Annotated in this window: 10 protein-coding genes; 5 read left to right on the forward strand and 5 right to left on the reverse strand. The window is 66.3% G+C overall.

The annotated features are described in order from the left end of the window. The first annotated feature begins 424 nt into the window (after window positions 1–424). The 3 genes from BM172_RS19245 to BM172_RS19255 all read left to right on the forward strand — a co-directional run bounded on the left by BM172_RS19245 (window position 425) and on the right by BM172_RS19255 (window position 6839). Window positions 425–2941, forward strand: coding sequence for a glycoside hydrolase family 3 protein (locus BM172_RS19245; RefSeq protein WP_428844772.1), 2517 nt, complete (start codon window positions 425–427; stop codon window positions 2939–2941). Between the two features lie 282 nt (window positions 2942–3223). Next, window positions 3224–5671 carry a TonB-dependent receptor gene (locus tag BM172_RS19250; protein ID WP_026634835.1) on the forward strand — a complete coding sequence of 816 codons (2448 nt, stop codon included), beginning with the start codon at window positions 3224–3226 and terminating at the stop codon, window positions 5669–5671. Window positions 5672–5954: 283 nt separating this feature from the next. After that, the gene (locus BM172_RS19255) at window positions 5955–6839 is read left to right on the forward strand and encodes an EamA family transporter (RefSeq protein ID WP_026634836.1); all 885 of its coding nucleotides are present in this window, start codon (window positions 5955–5957) and stop codon (window positions 6837–6839) included. 143 nt (window positions 6840–6982) lie between these two features. On the opposite strand, the gene BM172_RS19260 is transcribed toward BM172_RS19255, so the two are convergent. Continuing rightward, a complete protein-coding gene (locus BM172_RS19260; RefSeq protein ID WP_026634837.1) occupies window positions 6983–7435 on the reverse strand; it encodes an RICIN domain-containing protein in 453 nt (150 codons plus the stop codon). Window positions 7436–7822: 387 nt separating this feature from the next. Further along, window positions 7823–9001: a Vgb family protein gene (locus BM172_RS19265; RefSeq protein ID WP_051548532.1), complete on the reverse strand. Its 1179-nt coding sequence runs from the start codon at window positions 8999–9001 to the stop codon at window positions 7823–7825. Between the two features lie 146 nt (window positions 9002–9147). Here BM172_RS19265 and BM172_RS19270 point away from each other — a divergent pair, with 146 nt between their 5' ends. Both BM172_RS19270 and BM172_RS19275 read left to right on the forward strand, forming a co-directional pair. Beyond that, entirely contained in the window at window positions 9148–11538 is a 2391-nt protein-coding gene (locus BM172_RS19270; RefSeq protein ID WP_026634838.1) for a winged helix-turn-helix domain-containing protein, read from the forward strand. 76 nt (window positions 11539–11614) lie between these two features. Next, window positions 11615–13135 (forward strand): glycoside hydrolase family 30 protein, encoded by a 1521-nt coding sequence (locus tag BM172_RS19275; protein WP_231504178.1) that lies wholly within the window; start codon window positions 11615–11617, stop codon window positions 13133–13135. Here BM172_RS19275 and BM172_RS19280 read toward each other — a convergent pair. The 3 genes from BM172_RS19280 to BM172_RS19290 all read right to left on the reverse strand — a co-directional run bounded on the left by BM172_RS19280 (window position 13132) and on the right by BM172_RS19290 (window position 17529). After that, window positions 13132–13938 carry a PAS and helix-turn-helix domain-containing protein gene (locus tag BM172_RS19280; protein ID WP_026634839.1) on the reverse strand — a complete coding sequence of 269 codons (807 nt, stop codon included), beginning with the start codon at window positions 13936–13938 and terminating at the stop codon, window positions 13132–13134. The genes BM172_RS19275 and BM172_RS19280 overlap by 4 nt on opposite strands. A gap of 640 nt (window positions 13939–14578) precedes the next feature. Then, window positions 14579–16246: a flavin-containing monooxygenase gene (locus tag BM172_RS19285; RefSeq protein ID WP_051548534.1), complete on the reverse strand. Its 1668-nt coding sequence runs from the start codon at window positions 16244–16246 to the stop codon at window positions 14579–14581. Between the two features lie 56 nt (window positions 16247–16302). Further along, a complete protein-coding gene (locus tag BM172_RS19290) occupies window positions 16303–17529 on the reverse strand; it encodes an FAD-dependent monooxygenase (RefSeq protein WP_026634840.1) in 1227 nt (408 codons plus the stop codon). Between the last annotated feature and the right edge of the window lie 4 nt (window positions 17530–17533).

Raw genomic sequence — 17533 nt, forward strand, 5'->3', positions numbered from 1 at the left:
TGCAGTTGATGGACAAGCTGCGTGGGCGTGGTACGGGGTTGTTGCTGCAGGTGCCCTACACATTGCAGTTGCGCGAGTCGACCGCCAAGCCGGCATGACAGCATCCGCGTAGGTTGGGGTTACGGGCTGCTGAGGCAGCCCGTAACCCCAACGGACGCTGGGGCATGAGGGGCGCAAGGTCTTGGGAAGGTTTGTTGGGGTTACGGGCTGCCTCAGCAGCCCGCCCTTCGGGCCATCCGCTACGCGGATGTTCGCTACGGCATCCTGCCTTCGCAGTCGCCTGCGGCTCACCCCAACCTACGTGGACGCTTCTTTATCGCTTGGTGCATCGCCAATTGACAGCGCTGTCATTTCTGGCAGGCTCACGGCTTCGGGGCAGCTCCTGGGGAGTGCCGATGATTTTTATCGTGAAGGGGAGAACAGCGTGCTGGCGTTTGTCCGTCGTTTGCGTATCGCACCGATCGCCTTGGCCATCGCCTTGGCTTGCCTGCCGCTAGGCGCCGCACCGGCCGCCGATACGGCCGTCCATCCCGAGCAATGGCCCGCGGCGAAATGGCCGCTGCCGCGCAATGCCGCGCTCGAACAGCGCGTCGCCGAGCTGATGGCGAAGATGAGCGTGGAGGAAAAAGTCGGCCAGCTGATCCAGGCCGATATCTCCGCGGTGACGCCGGAGGACGTGCGCAAGTACCGCCTCGGCTCGATCCTCGCCGGCGGCAACTCCAAGCCGGAGGGCAAGACCACCGCTACCGCCGAGCAATGGAAAGCGCTGGCCGATGCCTTTCATCGCGCCGCGATGGATACCAGCGGCGGCCATCAGGCGATCCCGCTGTTGATCGGCATCGATGCCGTGCACGGCCACAACAACACCGTCGGCGCCACGCTGTTCCCGCAGAACTCGGCGCTCGGCGCCACGCGCGATCCGCAGCTGATCCGCGAGATCGGCGCGGCCACCGCGGCGGAAGTGCGCGCCACCGGCATCAACTGGACCTTCGCGCCGACCTTGGCGGTGCCGCAGGATCTGCGCTGGGGCCGTTCGTACGAAGGCTATTCGCAGGACCCGAAAGTCGTAGCGCAATACGCCAGCGCGATGATCGAGGGCCTGCAGGGCAAGGCCGGCACGCCGAAATTCCTCGACGCCTCGCACGTGATCGCCTCGGCCAAGCACTTCCTCGCCGATGGCGGCACCAAGGACGGCAAGGACCAGGGCGACGCACAGGTCAGCGAAACCGAACTGCGCGAGGTGCATGCCGCCGGCTATCCGCCGGCGATCGATGCCGGCGTGCAGACGGTGATGGCCTCGTTCTCCAGCTGGAACGGCCAGAAGATGCACGGCAACAAGGCCCTGCTCACCGACGTGCTCAAGGGCCGCATGGATTTCCAGGGCTTCGTGGTCGGCGACTGGAACGGCCATGGCCAGGTGCCCGGCTGCAGCAATACGGACTGCCCGGCCTCGATCAATGCCGGCGTCGACATGCTGATGGCGCCGGACAGCTGGCGCGGCCTGTACGAGCACACGCTGGCCGAGGCGAAGTCGGGCGCGATCCCTGCGGCGCGGTTGGACGACGCGGTCGCGCGCATCCTGCGCGTGAAGTTCCGCCTGGGGTTGTTCGAGGCCGGCGCGCCGTCGACGCAGCCGTTGGCGACGAAATCCGCCGAGGTGATCGGCAGCGCCGCGCATCGCGCGCTGGCGCGCCGCGCCGTGCGCGAATCGCTGGTGCTGCTGAAGAACAACCACGGCGTGCTGCCGCTGGATCCGCGCAAGCACATCCTGGTGGCGGGCGACGCGGCGGACAACATCTCGCGGCAGAGCGGCGGCTGGACGCTGACCTGGCAGGGCACGGGGCTCGGCAACAAGGACTTCCCGGGCGCGCAATCGATCGGCGCCGGCATCGCCGAGCAGGTGAAGGCGGCGGGCGGGCAGGTGGAGATCGCCGCCGACGGCCGCTACACGAACAAGCCCGACGTCGCGGTAGTGGTGTTCGGCGAAGACCCTTACGCGGAGTTCCAGGGCGACTTGCCCAACCTGCTTTATCGCCCCGGCGACGAGCACGACCTGGAGCTGCTGCGCCGCCTGCATGGCGACGGCATTCCGGTGGTGGCGGTGTTCCTCAGCGGCCGCCCGCTGTGGGTGAACCGCGAGATCAATGTGGCCGACGCCTTCGTCGCCGCCTGGCTGCCGGGCAGTGAAGGTGGCGGCGTGGCCGACGTGCTGCTGCGCAAGCGCGACGGCAAGATCGCCAACGATTTCCACGGCAAGCTCGCCTATGCGTGGCCCGGCAGTGGCGTGCATGGCCAGGGCGAATCGCGCTTCCCGTTCGGTTATGGCCTGCGCTACGCCGATCATGCGGAAGCGCTCGACCTGCCCGAGGCCTCCGGCATCACCGGCGAGCAGATCCCGGTCGGCAATTACCTGGAGCGCGGCAAGTCGGTGCGCGGCTACACCTTCCGCCTGCTGGGGGCCGATGGCGTGGCGGTGGCCGGCGATACGTCGAAGTCCGGCACGGCCGACGGCAGCCTGCGCATGAGCGCGCTCGACTACAAGGCGCAGGAAGACGCGCGCCGCTTCGAATGGAAGAAGAACGGCGCGGAACTCGCGATCCAGTCGCGCGCGCCATTCGATCTCGATCGCCAGACCAACGGCGACGTGCTGCTGGTGACCACGCTGCGCGTCGATGCGCTGCCCGGCAAGGACGCCTGGATCGGCATGGGCTGCGGCGCCGGCTGCAAGGGCCGCGTCAATCTCGGCCCGACGCTGACCAGCCTGCCGGCCGGTACGTGGACGCGCGTCGGCGTGCCGCTGAAATGCTTCCGCACCGCGGGCGCCGACATGCATCGCATCGACCAGCCGTTCGTGTGGGGCGCGGGCGCGGGGTCGTCGCTGGCGCTGGCGCGCGTCGCCCTGGGCACGGATGCGGACCAGGTCGTCGATTGCCCCAGGTAATGCGGTCCGCGGCGCGGAGAGCGCAGACAAAAGTCCGGCGCTAGACCCGGACCTTCTCTCCGCTCCGCAGCATGGACGCCGCCGGCATTGGCGGCGTCGCCTCGCAGAACCAGTCACAGCAACGGTTTGACGTGGATTTCACGCGTGCTGCCACGCGTCAAGCTTCCACGGCGCAGGCGGTCTATCATCGCCGAATGACAGCGCTGTCATTTTGAGATCGAGCCATCACGCCGCCGTCGGGGAGACGGTGGCGCCCATCGCTAAGACGTAGGGGAGACTTTCATGAAGTTGCGCTACTCAGCTTTGCATGTCGCCTTGGCCCTGGCGCTCGCCTCGCCCGCGGCCTTCGCGGCGGACGATCCGCAGAACGCGCCGGGTACGCCGGCGCAGAACATACCGGCGCAGGGCAGCCAGGCACCGGACAAGAAGATCAAGCAGCTCGATGCCATCGAGGTCAGCGCGACCAAGCGCGAGACCCCGCTGCAGAAGACGCCGGTCGCCGTCAGCGCCATCACGCCCGACACGCTCGACAAGGAGCGCGTGATGACGGTGCAGGATCTCACCCGCCTGGTACCGGGCCTGCAGGCCACCGCGCAGGGCGACCACGGCGTGGTGACGCTGACCATGCGCGGCATCGGCAACGACAGCGCCAAGACCGAATACGCGGACCCGGAAGTGGCCACCTTCGTCGACGGCGTGTATTCGCCGCGCGCGGAAGCCGCCGCCGGCCTGCTGCTGGACATGGACGGCGTCGAAGTGCTGCGCGGCCCGCAGGGCACATTGTGGGGTCGCAACTCCACCGCCGGCGCGATCAGCTTCCAGACCGCCAAGCCGGACATCAACGCCGGCTTCTACGGCAATGCGCAGGTCGAGGCGGGCAATTACAACCTGATGAGCGCGCGCGCCGCGGTGAACCTGCCGGTGAGCAACACCTTCGCCATGCGCGTGGCGGTGGTGCACGCCCAGCACGACGGCTACGTCGACTACCAGAATCCGTCCAGCCAGTTGCCCAGCGTGGCGCAGCAGCAGACCGCGTATCTCGCCGCCGGCGGCAATCCGGCCAAGTTCCGTCCGATCGACCCCAGCCTGTTCGTGCAGGGCGGCGACAAGTACGGCGCGCAGGACCAGTCCGCCGCACGCGTCAGCGCGCTGTGGCAACCGAGCGAGGCGTTCAAGTGGAACCTCTCGTACGAGTACTTCATCGATCGCGGCACGCTCAACATGAGCCTGATGCAGCAGCCGCGGCAGGGACAGGAGTTCTGGTCCGCGCTGATCGACACCGCGCCCTACCTGCACCGCAACTCCGGCACGCTGCGCAGCCGCATGGACTGGAACATCAGCGATGGCATGCAGCTGAGCTATATCGCCGGCTACAACCATTTCTCCGGCAAGAGCCAGTTCGACCAGGATTCCGGCGTGCAGGTGCCGACCAGCTTCGCCACCGGCGCCTCTTCGCAGAACGACCGCACCAACTCGTCCAATTACAAAAGCTACAGCCACGAGTTCGACCTGAAGTCGGTGGGGCAGCAGACCGTCGACTGGATCGTCGGCGCGTACTACGGCTACGAAGACAACAACATCCGCTTCGACATCCCGATCATGAACGGCACGATGGTGTCGGAGTCGGTGGCGTGGCAGGGCTCCTTCATCCAGCCGAAGGAGACGGTGAAGTCCACCGCGGCGTTCGGCCAGGCGACCTGGCATATGTCCGACCACTGGCGCCTGACCGGTGGCCTGCGCTGGTCCGATGACGTCAAGAAGAACATCGACGGCCGCGGCTGGGGCTGGGCTTATGACCCGACCGTGCCGCAGGTGCCGATCGCGCCGAGCACGTATCCGAGCCCAGCGAACGGCTTCAACATCTCCACGCGCAACGACGCCCGTTACAGCGACGACCGCGTGACCTGGCTGGCGCGCCTGGACACCGATGTCGGCGAGCACGGCCTGCTCTACGCCAGCGTCTCCACCGGCTACAAGTCCGGCGGCACGCAGGACGCCGGCACGCTGTACAAGCCGGAGACGCTGACCAACTACGAGATCGGCAGCAAGTTCGTCTTCCTCGACGGCAAGCTGACCTGGAATACCGCGGCGTACTACGAGGACTTCAAGGACTTCCAGTTGTCCGCGCCGATCACTTATCCGGACGGCAACCGCGGCCTGGGCTTCAACAACGTCAAGGGCAGCACCAAGGTGGCGGGCCTGGAGTCGGAGCTGGCGTATCAGGAGCAGGACGATCGCGCCAACCTGGTGTTGTCGTTCATCCCGAAGAAGAAGCTTGGCACCTTGCAGTACGCCGGCAGCAACGATTACCAGGGCCTGCCGGCGTGTGCGCCGCAGTCCGGCATCTCGGCCTGCATGGACATCACCGGCAACGATCTGCCGCACGCGCCGAACGTATCGCTCACGGCGATCTATGAGCACGACTTTCATCTGGGCAACGGCGGCCGCCTGACCCCGCGCATCAGCGGGCAGTACCAGAGCGACCAGTGGCTGAGCACGTTCAACCTGGGCGATGGCGACAAGCAGAAGGCGTATTTCCGCGGCGACCTGGCACTGCGCTACACCGAGCCGCAGGACCGCTGGTGGGCGGCGGCGTTCGTGCAGAACTTCACCGACGGGCGCGTGCGCACCAGCGCGGGGCGGTTCGCGATGCCGGACGGAAGCTTCCAGTACGTGTCGCAGTATCTGCCGCCGCGGACGTTCGGGGTGCAGTTGGGCGTGTGGTTCTGAGTTGAGTCTGTTCCACCCGCCGGCGCAGCGAGGCCGCCGGCGTACTCCCCTTGGCCGGGTCCGTGCGACCCGGCCTTTTTCTTTAGCGCGTAGGTTGGGGTGAGCCGTAGGCAAACCCCAACGAGCCTCACACCTGGCCGCACCGTTGGGGTTCGCTGTGCTCACCCCAACCTACGTCGGACGTTGCTGACAGGTGATGTCAGCAATGGGGCGCCTGCCTGGCCGCAGGCGCCATCACTGCTGGCATCATGTGCGAACCGTCCCCCTCGCCACGGTCCCGCTCATGTCGTCCCGCACCAACGCCGCCCAGGTCGCACTCGCGGTCGGGGTCCTGCTGATCGCCATGGTGTCGTACCAGTGCGGCGCCTCGCTGGCCAAGCACCTGTTCCCGCAGGTCGGTGCGCAAGGCGCCACGGCCTATCGATTGGGCCTGAGCGCACTGATCCTGCTGCTGTGGCGCCGTCCATGGCGGCGCGCGCACAGCGGCAAGGACTGGCGCGCACTGTGGGGCTACGGGCTCGCCATGGGCGCGATGAACCTGGTGTTCTATCTGTCGCTGCGCACGATCCCGCTGGGCATCGCGGTGGCGCTGGAGTTCACCGGCCCGCTCGCGCTGGCGATGGCCGGCTCGCGCCGCCTGATCGACTTCGTGTGGATCGCGCTGGTGATCGGCGGCCTGGTCCTGCTGCTGCCGCTGCATGGACAAGTGCAATCGCTGGATCCGGTCGGCGTGATGTATGCGCTGCTGGCCGGCGTCGGCTGGGTACTGTACATCGTGCTCGGCAAGCGCACCGGCGCGGCCTACGGTGCGGATGCGGTGACGCTGGGCACCACGATCGGCGCCATGCTGGCGATTCCGTTCGGCGTGGCGCACGCCGGCAGCGCGCTGCTGTCGCCCACGCTGTTGCCTTACGCGCTCGGCGTGGCCTTCCTCAGCTCGGCGCTGCCGTACTCGCTGGAGATGATCTCGATGACGCGCCTGCCCGCGCGCACCTTCAGCACCTTGCTCAGCCTGGAACCCGCGGTGGCGGCGATGGCCGGCGTGCTGCTGCTCGGCGAACACCTCACCACGCTGCAGTGGCTGGCGATCGGGGCGATCATCGTGGCGTCGGCGGGGACGGCGTTGAGTGTGCAGCGGCCGATGTCAGGCGAGTCGCTGGCGAATTGAGCAAGCGCATCCACCTGTGATTGCGACGATGGACTGCGCAGCGCCGGGCTGCGCAGTTGCCGAATGATCCGGCAGTTATTGGCCGGCAGGCGCGTCTCGAAGTCCTGCTCACAGACCCATCGAGCGTGCCCTCCAGCGGCGGCTCAGGCCAGCAGCGACGTGGAAACGAAGCGCCACCGCTGATTCCCGCCGCGGTTCCATTTATGCGGCGCCACCGTCGCCTCCGGTTGCGGGTCGTCGCCCGATGCGTCCATCACGAGGTCGGCGCTGTGGTTGTTGATGGCCATGAAGCCATCGCCCACGCTGTCGAGCCGCATGAAGTATTCGGTGTCTTCGGGCCCGAACTTATCCACCATGATGCCTTCGCTGTCGCCGAACCGGGCGCACAGCCCTGTCTGCTCGTGCTTCAGATAGAAACCCTGGATGTCCTTCGTTCCCGGCACTGGAACCAGCGTCCAGACGATGTCCGGGTTTTTGGCGTCGAACTTCTTGACGCAGCAGACGGTCTCCGTGCCTCGATGCTTCTTCGTGCCGAGACAAAGCAGTTTCGTCTCGGTCGAGGTGCCCAGGAATACGACGTAAGTCCCCTGATTCATTGCAGCTCTCCTCAAAAAATGGCAAGCGAAGCTTGGGCCGGCCCTGGTGTGCGGGGCCGGTGGCGTGACAACGGAACGCATGTCGCGAAAGTCATCCTGTCGGCGCGGAGTAGGAAAAAAGCGGCCCGCGAAAAAAAGCGTGGGCTTCCGTGACGAGGGCGGTGCACAGGCCATGCAGTGATGACTGCGGCGGAGTCTAGGTCGCCATCGCGCCGATAAAGCGTATGCGCCGGGAAATTGAGACGCACAGTCAAACTGCGTCAAAACACAGTGAAAACGGCGGCTATGCCATGTATTCGGCGGCGGACCACGGTGTCCATCCGTACCGGGAGCGCTCATCCCTGTGCCGAAGGGGCTCGCATCGCCGCGAGCCCCTTGCATCTTTCATCAGTGCCCGATATCCAGGTTGGCGATACTGGTCGTCGTCGCGCCGGACCCGCCGGCCTCGGTGAACCACAGCAGGCCGGCGCGCTGTTGCAGCGCGATGTTGTAGTAGCCGCTGTTGGGCGGGGCGATCGTATATTCGGTGATCAGGCGAGTCTTCGGATCCAGTATGCCGATGAAGCCCGCGTCCTGCTCGAACCACACTCGCCCTTGGCTGTCCACGCGCATGTCTTCCGCATTGGCGTTGGCGACGGGCAGGGGATATTCGATCCAGCCGCGCGTTACCGACGGCTTGACCTCGCTGGTACTGGGCGTCGCCGGCGTGCGCGTCGCCGATGTGCGCGCCGTGACGGTGCGCGCGACCGTCGCGGCCTGCTGTTTCGCAGCGTGCGTCGCCGGCGCGGTGGTCTCGTCGGTATGCGGCGCCACGCCCGGATCGAGCAGGGCCAAGGCGTTGCCGTAGTACTCGGATACCCACACCGTGCCGTCGGCGTTCGCGATCACGCCAGAGGGCGTGCCTCCCGCCGTTGGCACCAGGTACGTGGTGATCACGTTCGTGCCCGGATTCAGCCGGCGAACCTTGTTGGTGCCCTTCGGGCCGGCGCCGGCGTAGTTGCGTTCCACGAACCACACGTTGCCGTGCCGGTCGAGACTGAGCTGCTCGAGGTGGTCGTCCGGATGCTCCAGCCGCACGGTCCATTCGGTGATGCTGCCGTCCGGCGCCAGGCGGCCGATGCCGGCGGTGACGGTAAACCATTGGCTGCCATCCGGCGCGAGCTGGATGAAATACGGTTTCTCGCGGGACGGAATCGCGTACTCGACGACAGCGCCGCTGCGCGGATCGAGGTGCCCGATCGCGCGATGGACCTGGTCGGTGAACCAGATGCCATCCTTGCCCGCCTTGAGAATGAAGGGCTGGCCGCCATCGGGAAGCGGATACTCCGCCGAGCTGCGATCCGGGCGCAGCACGGCGATCTTGCCGGCGCTGGTTTCCGAGTACCACACGTTGCCGTCGGCGGCGACGTCGACGCCCTGCGGCGTGCTGGCCTGGGTTGGTGTGGCGAACGCGGTGAAGCCGGACCTGGCGGGGACTGTGCCGGTAGCGGCCGTGGATGCAGCGGGAAGCAGGAGGGCAACGGCGCCGAGCATGGCCGGCGCTGCCAGATAGAGCATGCGATGCATCACTCATCTCCTTATGAATGGGCGGGAATGCCCGCGATCCGGGCGGCTGCCCGGACCGCGCGGGACGCTAGCACGGGGCCTCGTGAAGGCGCGTGCACGGCGCCGGACGGATAGCAACCGCGAAGCCGATGGCCATAATGGCGCCCATGACGACCAGCTACCGCTTCGGTGAATTCGAACTCGACCCGCAGGCGCGGGCACTGAAGCAGGACGGGGTGCTCGTCGACCTGGCCAGCAGCGCGTTCGATTGCCTGGTCTACCTGGTCGAGCATCGCCAACGCCCGGTGGGCAAGGACGAGCTGATCGCCGCGGTATGGGGCAGCACCGAGATCAGCGACAACCTGCTGGCGCAGACCATCGTGCGCCTGCGCCGCGTGTTCGGCGATACGGCCGACGAGCAGCGTTGCATCAAGACCTTGCCGCGGGTGGGTTACCGCTGGGTGATGGCCACGGTGACCGTGTCCGACCAGCCCCATCCGGTGGCGGCACAGGGTGGCGAAACCGGGGCCGCCGTCGCCGATGTCACGCGTCAGCTGCCATCGCCCTGGCATCGCCGATGGTGGTGGGGCGTGCCGCTGTTGCTGTTGATCGCCATCGCCGGCTATGGCGCATGGCGGATGCATCTGCGCGCCATCAAGGCTTTCCGCCAGGGCACCGCCGTCGTGCTGCCTGCGCAGATCCATGCGTCGGACGACTGGTCGTGGCTGCGCCTGGGTCTGATGGAGCTGATTGTCGGCGACCTGCGCGGCGCCAAGGTGCCGGTCGAGGGCAGCCGGGCGGTGGTCCATCTGCTGGAGCAGTCCGGCGAGCATGAAAAAGAGGCGTTCGAGTCGTACGCCCTGGTGATCCAGCCGCAGGTGACGCTGGACCATGGGCGTTGGCAGATCCAGCTCGAGGCCAGGGCTGCCGATGGCAGCACGCTGCACGCCGAGGCCTTCTCCGACAACATGCTCAAGGCCGCGCATCAAGCCAATGCCTATCTGCTCGCGCAGATCGGCGCGGGCGATTCCGACCATGTGGCGACCGAGGATGCCAAGGAGCAATACCTGCTGCGCATGGAGGCTGCTTCGCACACCGGCACGTTCGCGGTGCTGCGCGAGCTGGTCGAGAAGGCGCCGCCCGGCCTGCGCCAATCGCCGGAATTCGCCTACGCCAGGGCTGCGTTCCATTGCAGCCAGGGCGAGTACGACGCCTGCAAGAGCGAACTGGACGAACTGCTGGCGCGGTTGCCGGAAAAGACCCGGCCGGTGCTGCGCGGCCGCGCGCTGGCGCAGCGGTGGTACGTCTATTCCCGCGAGCACAAGTACGACGAGGGCGCCCAGGTGCTGGGCGAGGCGATCCGGCTGCTGAAGCAGCAGAACAACACCGGCTACCTGGCGTATGCCTATGCGCAGCGCGCCGAGTTGCTCAACATGGTGGGAAGGTACGAGGAGGCGGAAGCGGACTTCGGCCAGTCACGCGTCAACTACGCCCTGGCCGGCGATACGGCCGGCGCGCTGGGCATCGACGAGTCGCTGGCGGAGCTGAGCATGCAGCGCGGGCACTTCGCGCAGGCGATTCCGGTGATCCAGCGCGCCTATGACCAATACGAGCGCATGGGCATGCGCCAGTACATGCCGCAGCTGCTGGTGCACCTGGTGGTTGCGCAGAAGCTGTTGCTGCAGCACGCCGATGCGTTTGCCAGTACGGAGTCGTATTGGCCGATGGAGCAGAAATTCCCCGAGTTCACCGAGACCGTGAGCCGGCACATCTTGATGTTCCAGCGCGCCGATGCCCTGGGCGGGATCGGCCGCAGCGCCGAAGCCAGCGCGTTGCTGGAACAAGTACTGGCGCAGATCCAGGCCGATCCCCATGGCGAGCCGGGCCTGCAAGGCACGGTCTATACCCTGCTGGCCAGGCTGGCCTGGCAGCGCGGCGAGACCGCCGCGGCGCGCAGCTGGATCGGCAAGGCGCTGGCGGGCCGGCTGCTGGAATGGGACAGCGATGAGCGCGACACCGCCGACGCCTGGCTGCTCGACGTGCTCATTGCACAGCAGGCCGGCGACGTGAAGGAGATCCAGCGTGCCGTTCCCGCCATGCAGGCCTGGGCCGCCAAGCTGTTGCTCGCCGACCAGGACGACTGGGTCGCCATCCAGCTGTTGCGTGCACAAGCCGTGCAGGCGCAGGCGGAAGGCCGCCGCGAGCAGGTGCTGCAGTCACTGCGGCAGGCCATGACCATGGCCAGTCGCTACGGCGTCCCCGAGCTGATCGCCGACACCGGCCTCGCCTACAGCCAGGCCCTGCTGGAGAGCGGCAAGACCGGCGAGGCTTTTGCCATCTCCGGCCAGCTCTCGGCCTGGGGGCAGCTGGACTGGCGCGTGGCCTGGGCGCAGGCCTGCGTGTACCGGGCCATGGGCCAGGCGGCATCGGCGGCACAGTACCAGCGCAAGGCCAGGGAACTTGCGGGAGATCGCATCTTGCCGGCGCCACATCCCGCGCTTGAGGCAGGGGCGCCCGCGGCGGCTATGATGCGGGGCACAGGCAGGGGAGCTCAGTGATCCGGAATGATGGGTAGCGCAGGCGACAGGGTTTTCACGCACCATGGATGAGCGGGGATCGGAATCCGGCCGGTTGATGGCCGCCGTCTTCATCGCTTTGATCGCCCTGCTCAGCCTGGGTGCGCTGTACATTCCGCGCTTCGAGCAGGCGCCGGTAAGGTCCAGGGTGGTCACGTCGGCGCGCCCGGTCATGCCGGCCGTCGAGCTCTGGCTGAGCACCGAGGACCGCCGGCTGCAGCTGAAGCAGCAGCCCGATATCGCGATGAGTTTCCGCGAGCAGCAGGACGCGGACATCATCATCGACAGCAAGACCACCTACCAGGTCATGGCCGGCTTCGGCGCCGCGATGACGGATGCGTCGGCGTGGCTGCTGCAGAACAAGCTCAGCGTGCTGCAGCGCGCGGCGCTGATGCACGAGCTGTTCGGGCCGCCGCCCAATCTCAATTTCAACATGCTGCGCCTGACCATCGGCGCATCCGATTTCTCCTTGCAGCCCTATACGCTCGACGATGTGCCATTTGGTGCGACCGATCCGGGCCTGGCGCATTTCAATGTCACGCCGAACCTGCAGCAGGAAGTGATCCCGGCCGTGCGCGAGGCGCTGGCCGTCAATCCCGGCCTGCTGATCGTCGCTTCGTCGTGGAGTGCGCCGGCATGGATGAAGACCAGCGAGAACCTGATCGGTGGCGAGCTGCTGGAGCAGTACGAGAGCACCTATGCGGATTATCTGGTCCGATATCTCGACGCCTTCCGCGGCTTCGGCATCCCGATCTTCGCCCTCACCCTGCAGAACGAACCCGGCTTCACGCCGGTCACTTATCCGGGCATGGAGATGGACGCACAGACGCGCGCGCGGGTCATCGCACAGTACCTGGGCCCGAAGCTGGCCAGCCGCAAGCCGCGCACGCACATCCTGGAGTGGGACCATAACTGGAGCCATCCCGAGCAGCCGCTGGCGGTGCTGGGCAATCCCGATGCGGCGCGCTACATCGACGGCGTGGCCTGGCATTGCTATGAGGGCAGCCAGTACGCGCAGGGCGAGGTGCATCGCGCGTTTCCGCAGAAGGACGTCTATCTCACCGAGTGCTCCGGCGGCGACTGGGCCTCCAGCGTCAACGGCGAGCTGATCTGGTTCACGCGCAACCTGCTGGTGCTGGGCACCAAGCAATGGGCGCGCGGCGTGATCTATTGGAACCTGGCGCTGGACGAAGCCCACGGGCCGCATTTCGGCGGTTGCGACCTGTGCAAGGGCGTGGTGACGATCGATTCCAGAACCGGCGCGGTAACGCGCAACGACGAATACTACGCACTGGCGCACTTCAGCCGCTTCGTCCCGCCCGGCGCCGTGCGGGTGAAGTCCACCGACACCGACGCCGAGAAGGGCTTTGCCAATGTGGCGTTCCTCAACGAGGCCAACGGGACGCTGGTGCTGATCGTGGTCAACACGCACGCCACGCCGCGCACCATTTCGGTGGCCGAGGGGCAGACGCGATTCGAATACGCGATGCCGGGGCGTAGCGTGGGCACCTTCGTGTGGTATCCGGATCGGGCAGGTTCGTTGATCAGGCAGGCCTTCCGCTGGCTGAAAGGCGGCTAGCCCTGCCGCGATGCACGCCGGGAATCGCCCGCGTCGCCGCCCCGCAATGCATGAAGACTGCCGATGGATTCGTGCCGTGGATAATGCACGGTCGCAGGGCGTGTCACCGTGCGAAACACCGACTCCGGCATCACGTAGTAATACCCCAGCTGGATCGCCTTCTCGATCAGGTCCTGCTTGGTGACCACGTTGAACTTCTCCTTGAGGAAGGTCACGTACTGCTCGACGGTGCGCGAGGAGATCGACAGGAAATCGCCGATGCGTTTCGCGGTGGCACCGCGGAGCATGTAGAACAGGACTTCGTACTCGCGCCGCGTGATGTCCAGGTCCGTGTCGCCGCCGGCGATCACATAGCTCACCCCGCCGGGATGGCTCAGGTCGTTGAAGATGCGCGGGGCGTTGCTGCGGTACGGGCCGAGCAGGCCGGTGTTGAGGGCGGACATGTCGGTCAGGTGGAACAGCACGCCGCTGGTCTGCGTCTCCTGGTCCAGGAACGGTTTCTTGGTCACCAGGAAGGCGTTGATCCGCGCGCACTTCATCCGATACACGTTGAAGGTGGTCATCGCGGTCTTGCGCTGCAGGACATACTGGTCCTGCTCGCGGAAAGTCTGCGCATGCACCGCCATTTCGCCCGGCAGGTCGAAATCGGTCAGCCCCGCGATGGAGTCTTCCGGACGCAGGCCGGCAATGGCCTTGAACTCCTGGTTCGCATGAAGGAACGTCGACTGCTCGTCCTTGCAGCCGCATGCGCCCGGGATCTGGTCGATAATGGACGCTAAATTGCTGCTGATGGCCTGCGGCATGGGTGGCTCCTTCCGTATCGATGGCGTAATTAGATAATCGCCGCGGCCTGCATTTTATTCGGAATAAAATACCTGCCGGTCGTGATCTTCCTTTTCATGGCGCAGCGGTTATACGCGTCAGGAAAGCCTGCGCCTATCTGTCATTTGTATTACGGCCAAATGCACCAGCACGCGGCCGCCCGAGCTTTGCGCGAAGCCGTTTGCCCGCGGACTGCCGTGCGCAATCGCGAGTACGGACATCGATGTATTTACGCCACGGTTGGGATCCGGAAGTAAACACGAAACCAGTTTCGGTTTCGTGACGCGATTAACCGTTGCCTTGTTGCAAAAATAAGCGCCCGCCTGATTTTTATACGCGTGCAGCCTTCTCCTCGACGCACTCTTCACGAGCGCGCGTTTACCAGTGAATAACGGCTTGGGCCGCTAATGAATTGGGCGACTATGACTAATGGCGGTGTGAAAGTGGCGTGTAACGAAGTGATCGACTTCATCGTTCCGGATTCGAATCGATCCAGCTCGCGCAGCGCTCGCCGGCATGCGTCGATCGGGGCGCTGCCGCGCAAGCTACGCGCAAAGAAAAAGGCCATCGCGACGCACGGTCGCGATGGCCTTCGAGGTCTGCCGTGCGGCTAGGGAACGATCAGGCCAGCCAGGGCGAAGGCGACAGCACCGCATCGTTCGACGCGGCCAGGATAGTCGCCTCGGCGGGCGCGAACGCATAACCGGCATACCCGTTGGCCGCGATCTCGGCCAGACGTTCCCGATAAGCCGCCAGCCCGCCGAAGAAGAACAGCACACGGTTCGGCCGGCCGTCGATATTGGCGCCGAAGATCCACGACTTCACCTGCGGGAACAGCGTGTAGGCCGCCATCTGTTCGCACTGGCCGGTCCAGTCCTGTTCCGCCGCCGAGTCCGTATCGATGACGACCTGGCCGAGCTGTTCGGAGCGATCGATCAGGTGGGCGATCCAGTCCACCTGCGTCTCGATCGCCGGCGCCAGGTTGCTGAACACGCTGTTCGGCCCCAGCACCATGAACAGGTTGGGGAAGCCATGCACGCTGATGCCGAGATAGCTGCACGGGCGCGAGCCCCAATGATCGACCAGCAGGGCGCCGTCGCGGCCGCGGATGGCCATCTCGCGATAACTGCCTTCGACGCACTCGAAGCCGGTGGCGTAGACCAGCACATCGAGTTCATGCTCCCGTCCGTCCGCGGTACGGACGCCGCGTGCGGTCGCCTCGACGATGGGATTGGCCTTCAGGTCGACCAGCGCGACATTCGGGCGATTGAAGGTCTCGTAGTAGCCGTCGGCGCAGACCGGGCGCTTGGCATAGGCCTGCGTCGGCGAAAGCCTGGCCGCCGTCGCCGGGTCCTTGACGATGCCGGCGATCTTGCCGCGGATGAAATCGCAGGCCGCTTCGTTGGCAGCCGGATCGATGGCGATATCGCAGAACGTCCCGAACATGAAGCGGAAGCCGTTGCCGGCCTGCCAATGCTCCTCGAACACGCGGTGGCGTTCCTCGGCGGAGACAGACATGGCGGGGATCGCGGCCTCGGCGAAACCGCAGGCGATCCGCGTCTGGCGCAGGCGATCCCAGTAGCCGTCGAAGTTCGCGCGGTAATCCTGGATGAATTCCGCCGGTACCTGATCGCTGCCCGCCGGCACGCAATACTGCGCGGAGCGCTGGAACACGGTCAGGCGACTGGCGACGGCCGCGGCGGCGGGAATGAACTGGACGCCGGTCGAGCCCGTCCCGATCACGCCGACCTTCTTGCCCTCCAGCGACAGGTCGTGCGGCCACGCACCCGTGTGCACCTGGCGTCCTTCGAAACGATCGATCCCCGCGATGGCCGGCGCGTTCAACTTCGACAGCACGCCGACGGAGGCAATCAGGTAACGCGCTTCCACCACGGCACCGTCACTGGTCTGCACGGACCACACGCCGCGCTGCTCGTCGAACGTCGCCGCGGTGACCCGCGTATCGAACTGGATCGACGGGCGCAATCCGTGCCGGTCCACCACGGCATTCAAATAGGCGAGCATCTGCTCCTGCGACGCATACTTCTGCGTCCACGGCCAGCCCTCGAACGTTTCCGGGTCGAACGAATAGCGATAGACGTAGCTTTCCGTATCCGAGCGGGCGCCGGGATAGCGGTTCCAGAACCAGGTGCCGCCTACGCCCGCGCCCTTCTCGAAGCCGCGCACCTCCAGCTTCAATTCATTGCGCAGCTTGTGCAGCGCATAGATGCCGGCAATGCCGGCGCCGATCACGATGGCGTCCACTGCAGATTTCTGACGAATGTCCACGACACTACCTCCTTGGAAAAGGCTTTGGCCTTGCGTGCAGCACGGGAGAGGGTTGCCTAGCCGCTGCGAGAGGACTGCTCGGCAACTGCGTTGTAGGTGCGCGTGATGCGCTCGATTTCCGCGGCCTTGTCGGCGCCCGCCGTCGACGCCAGCGACCGTTCCGCGGCATCGCGGTCGCGATTGGCCTGGGCGATGTTGCCGGTGGCCGGTTGGCGACGGGTCTCGTAGTCGCGCAAGGCGTCGACCAGGCTGGCACTGGCGGCCAGCGTTTCCGCCAGCACGAAGCCGTCGACGATGGCCTGCGAACCGCCGTGCGCACCGACCGGATACATCAGATGCGCGGCATCGCCGAGCAGGGTCACCCGGCCCTGGCCCCACCATGGCAGGGGCGGGCGATCCACCATGGTCTGCCGCATCACCTTGGCGCTGCCGGCCAGCAGCGCCTGCAGGTCGAACGCGCCCATGCTCCAGCCGGCGTACTGGGCACGAATCTCGCGCGGCGAAGCAGGTTCGAGCGATGCCGTGCTCGGCGACGGCGGCAGCAGCTCGTCGGGAATCATGCAGACCCAGTTGACCAGCGCGCGGCCTTGCCGGGCATGCCGCGCCGAGATGGGATAGGCGATCAGCCGTCGCTTGCTTGGGTCGTTAGCGACGATCATGGTTTCGCCATCGAAGAAGGACGGCAGCTCCGTCACTCCGCGGAACATCTGCAGGCCGCCGGAGCGCACATCCATGGCGCCCGGGTGCAGCTGCCGGCGCACGTTCGAATGGATGCCATCCGCGCCGATCAGGATGTCGCCGGAGATCTCTTCGACCCCAGTGCTCAGCGCGGACGCCAGCCGCACCGTCACGCCGCTGCCCCAGTCGTGAAACGCGATCACGCGTGCTCCGCCGATCACGCTTTCCGGACCGAGGCGGTCCCTTACCGCATACAACAGCATCGCCTGCAGGTCGCCGCGATGCAGCGAGTACTGCGGGAAGCGATGCCCCGCCGCGGTACCGCGCGGCTCGCTGCGATGTTGCCGCCCGGCCTCGTCGAGGTAGGCGATGGCGCTCGTGCGGATGCCGCTGCGCTCGAAGTCCTCGCCCAGCCCGACCAGGCTGAGTTCCGCCACCGCCGCCGGTTGCACATTGATGCCGACCCCGACGCGCTCGATGGCCGGCGCGGATTCCAGCAGCACCACGTTGCGAAAGCCATTCGCGTGCAGGGCCAGCGCACAGGCGAGGCCGCCGATGCCCGCCCCGGCGATGAGGATCCTCGGTTGATACCCGGATGAGTTCATGCGG

The sequence above is a fragment of the Dyella marensis genome, assembly GCF_900112865.1.
Taxonomy (GTDB): Bacteria; Pseudomonadota; Gammaproteobacteria; order Xanthomonadales; family Rhodanobacteraceae; genus Dyella_D; species Dyella_D marensis_A.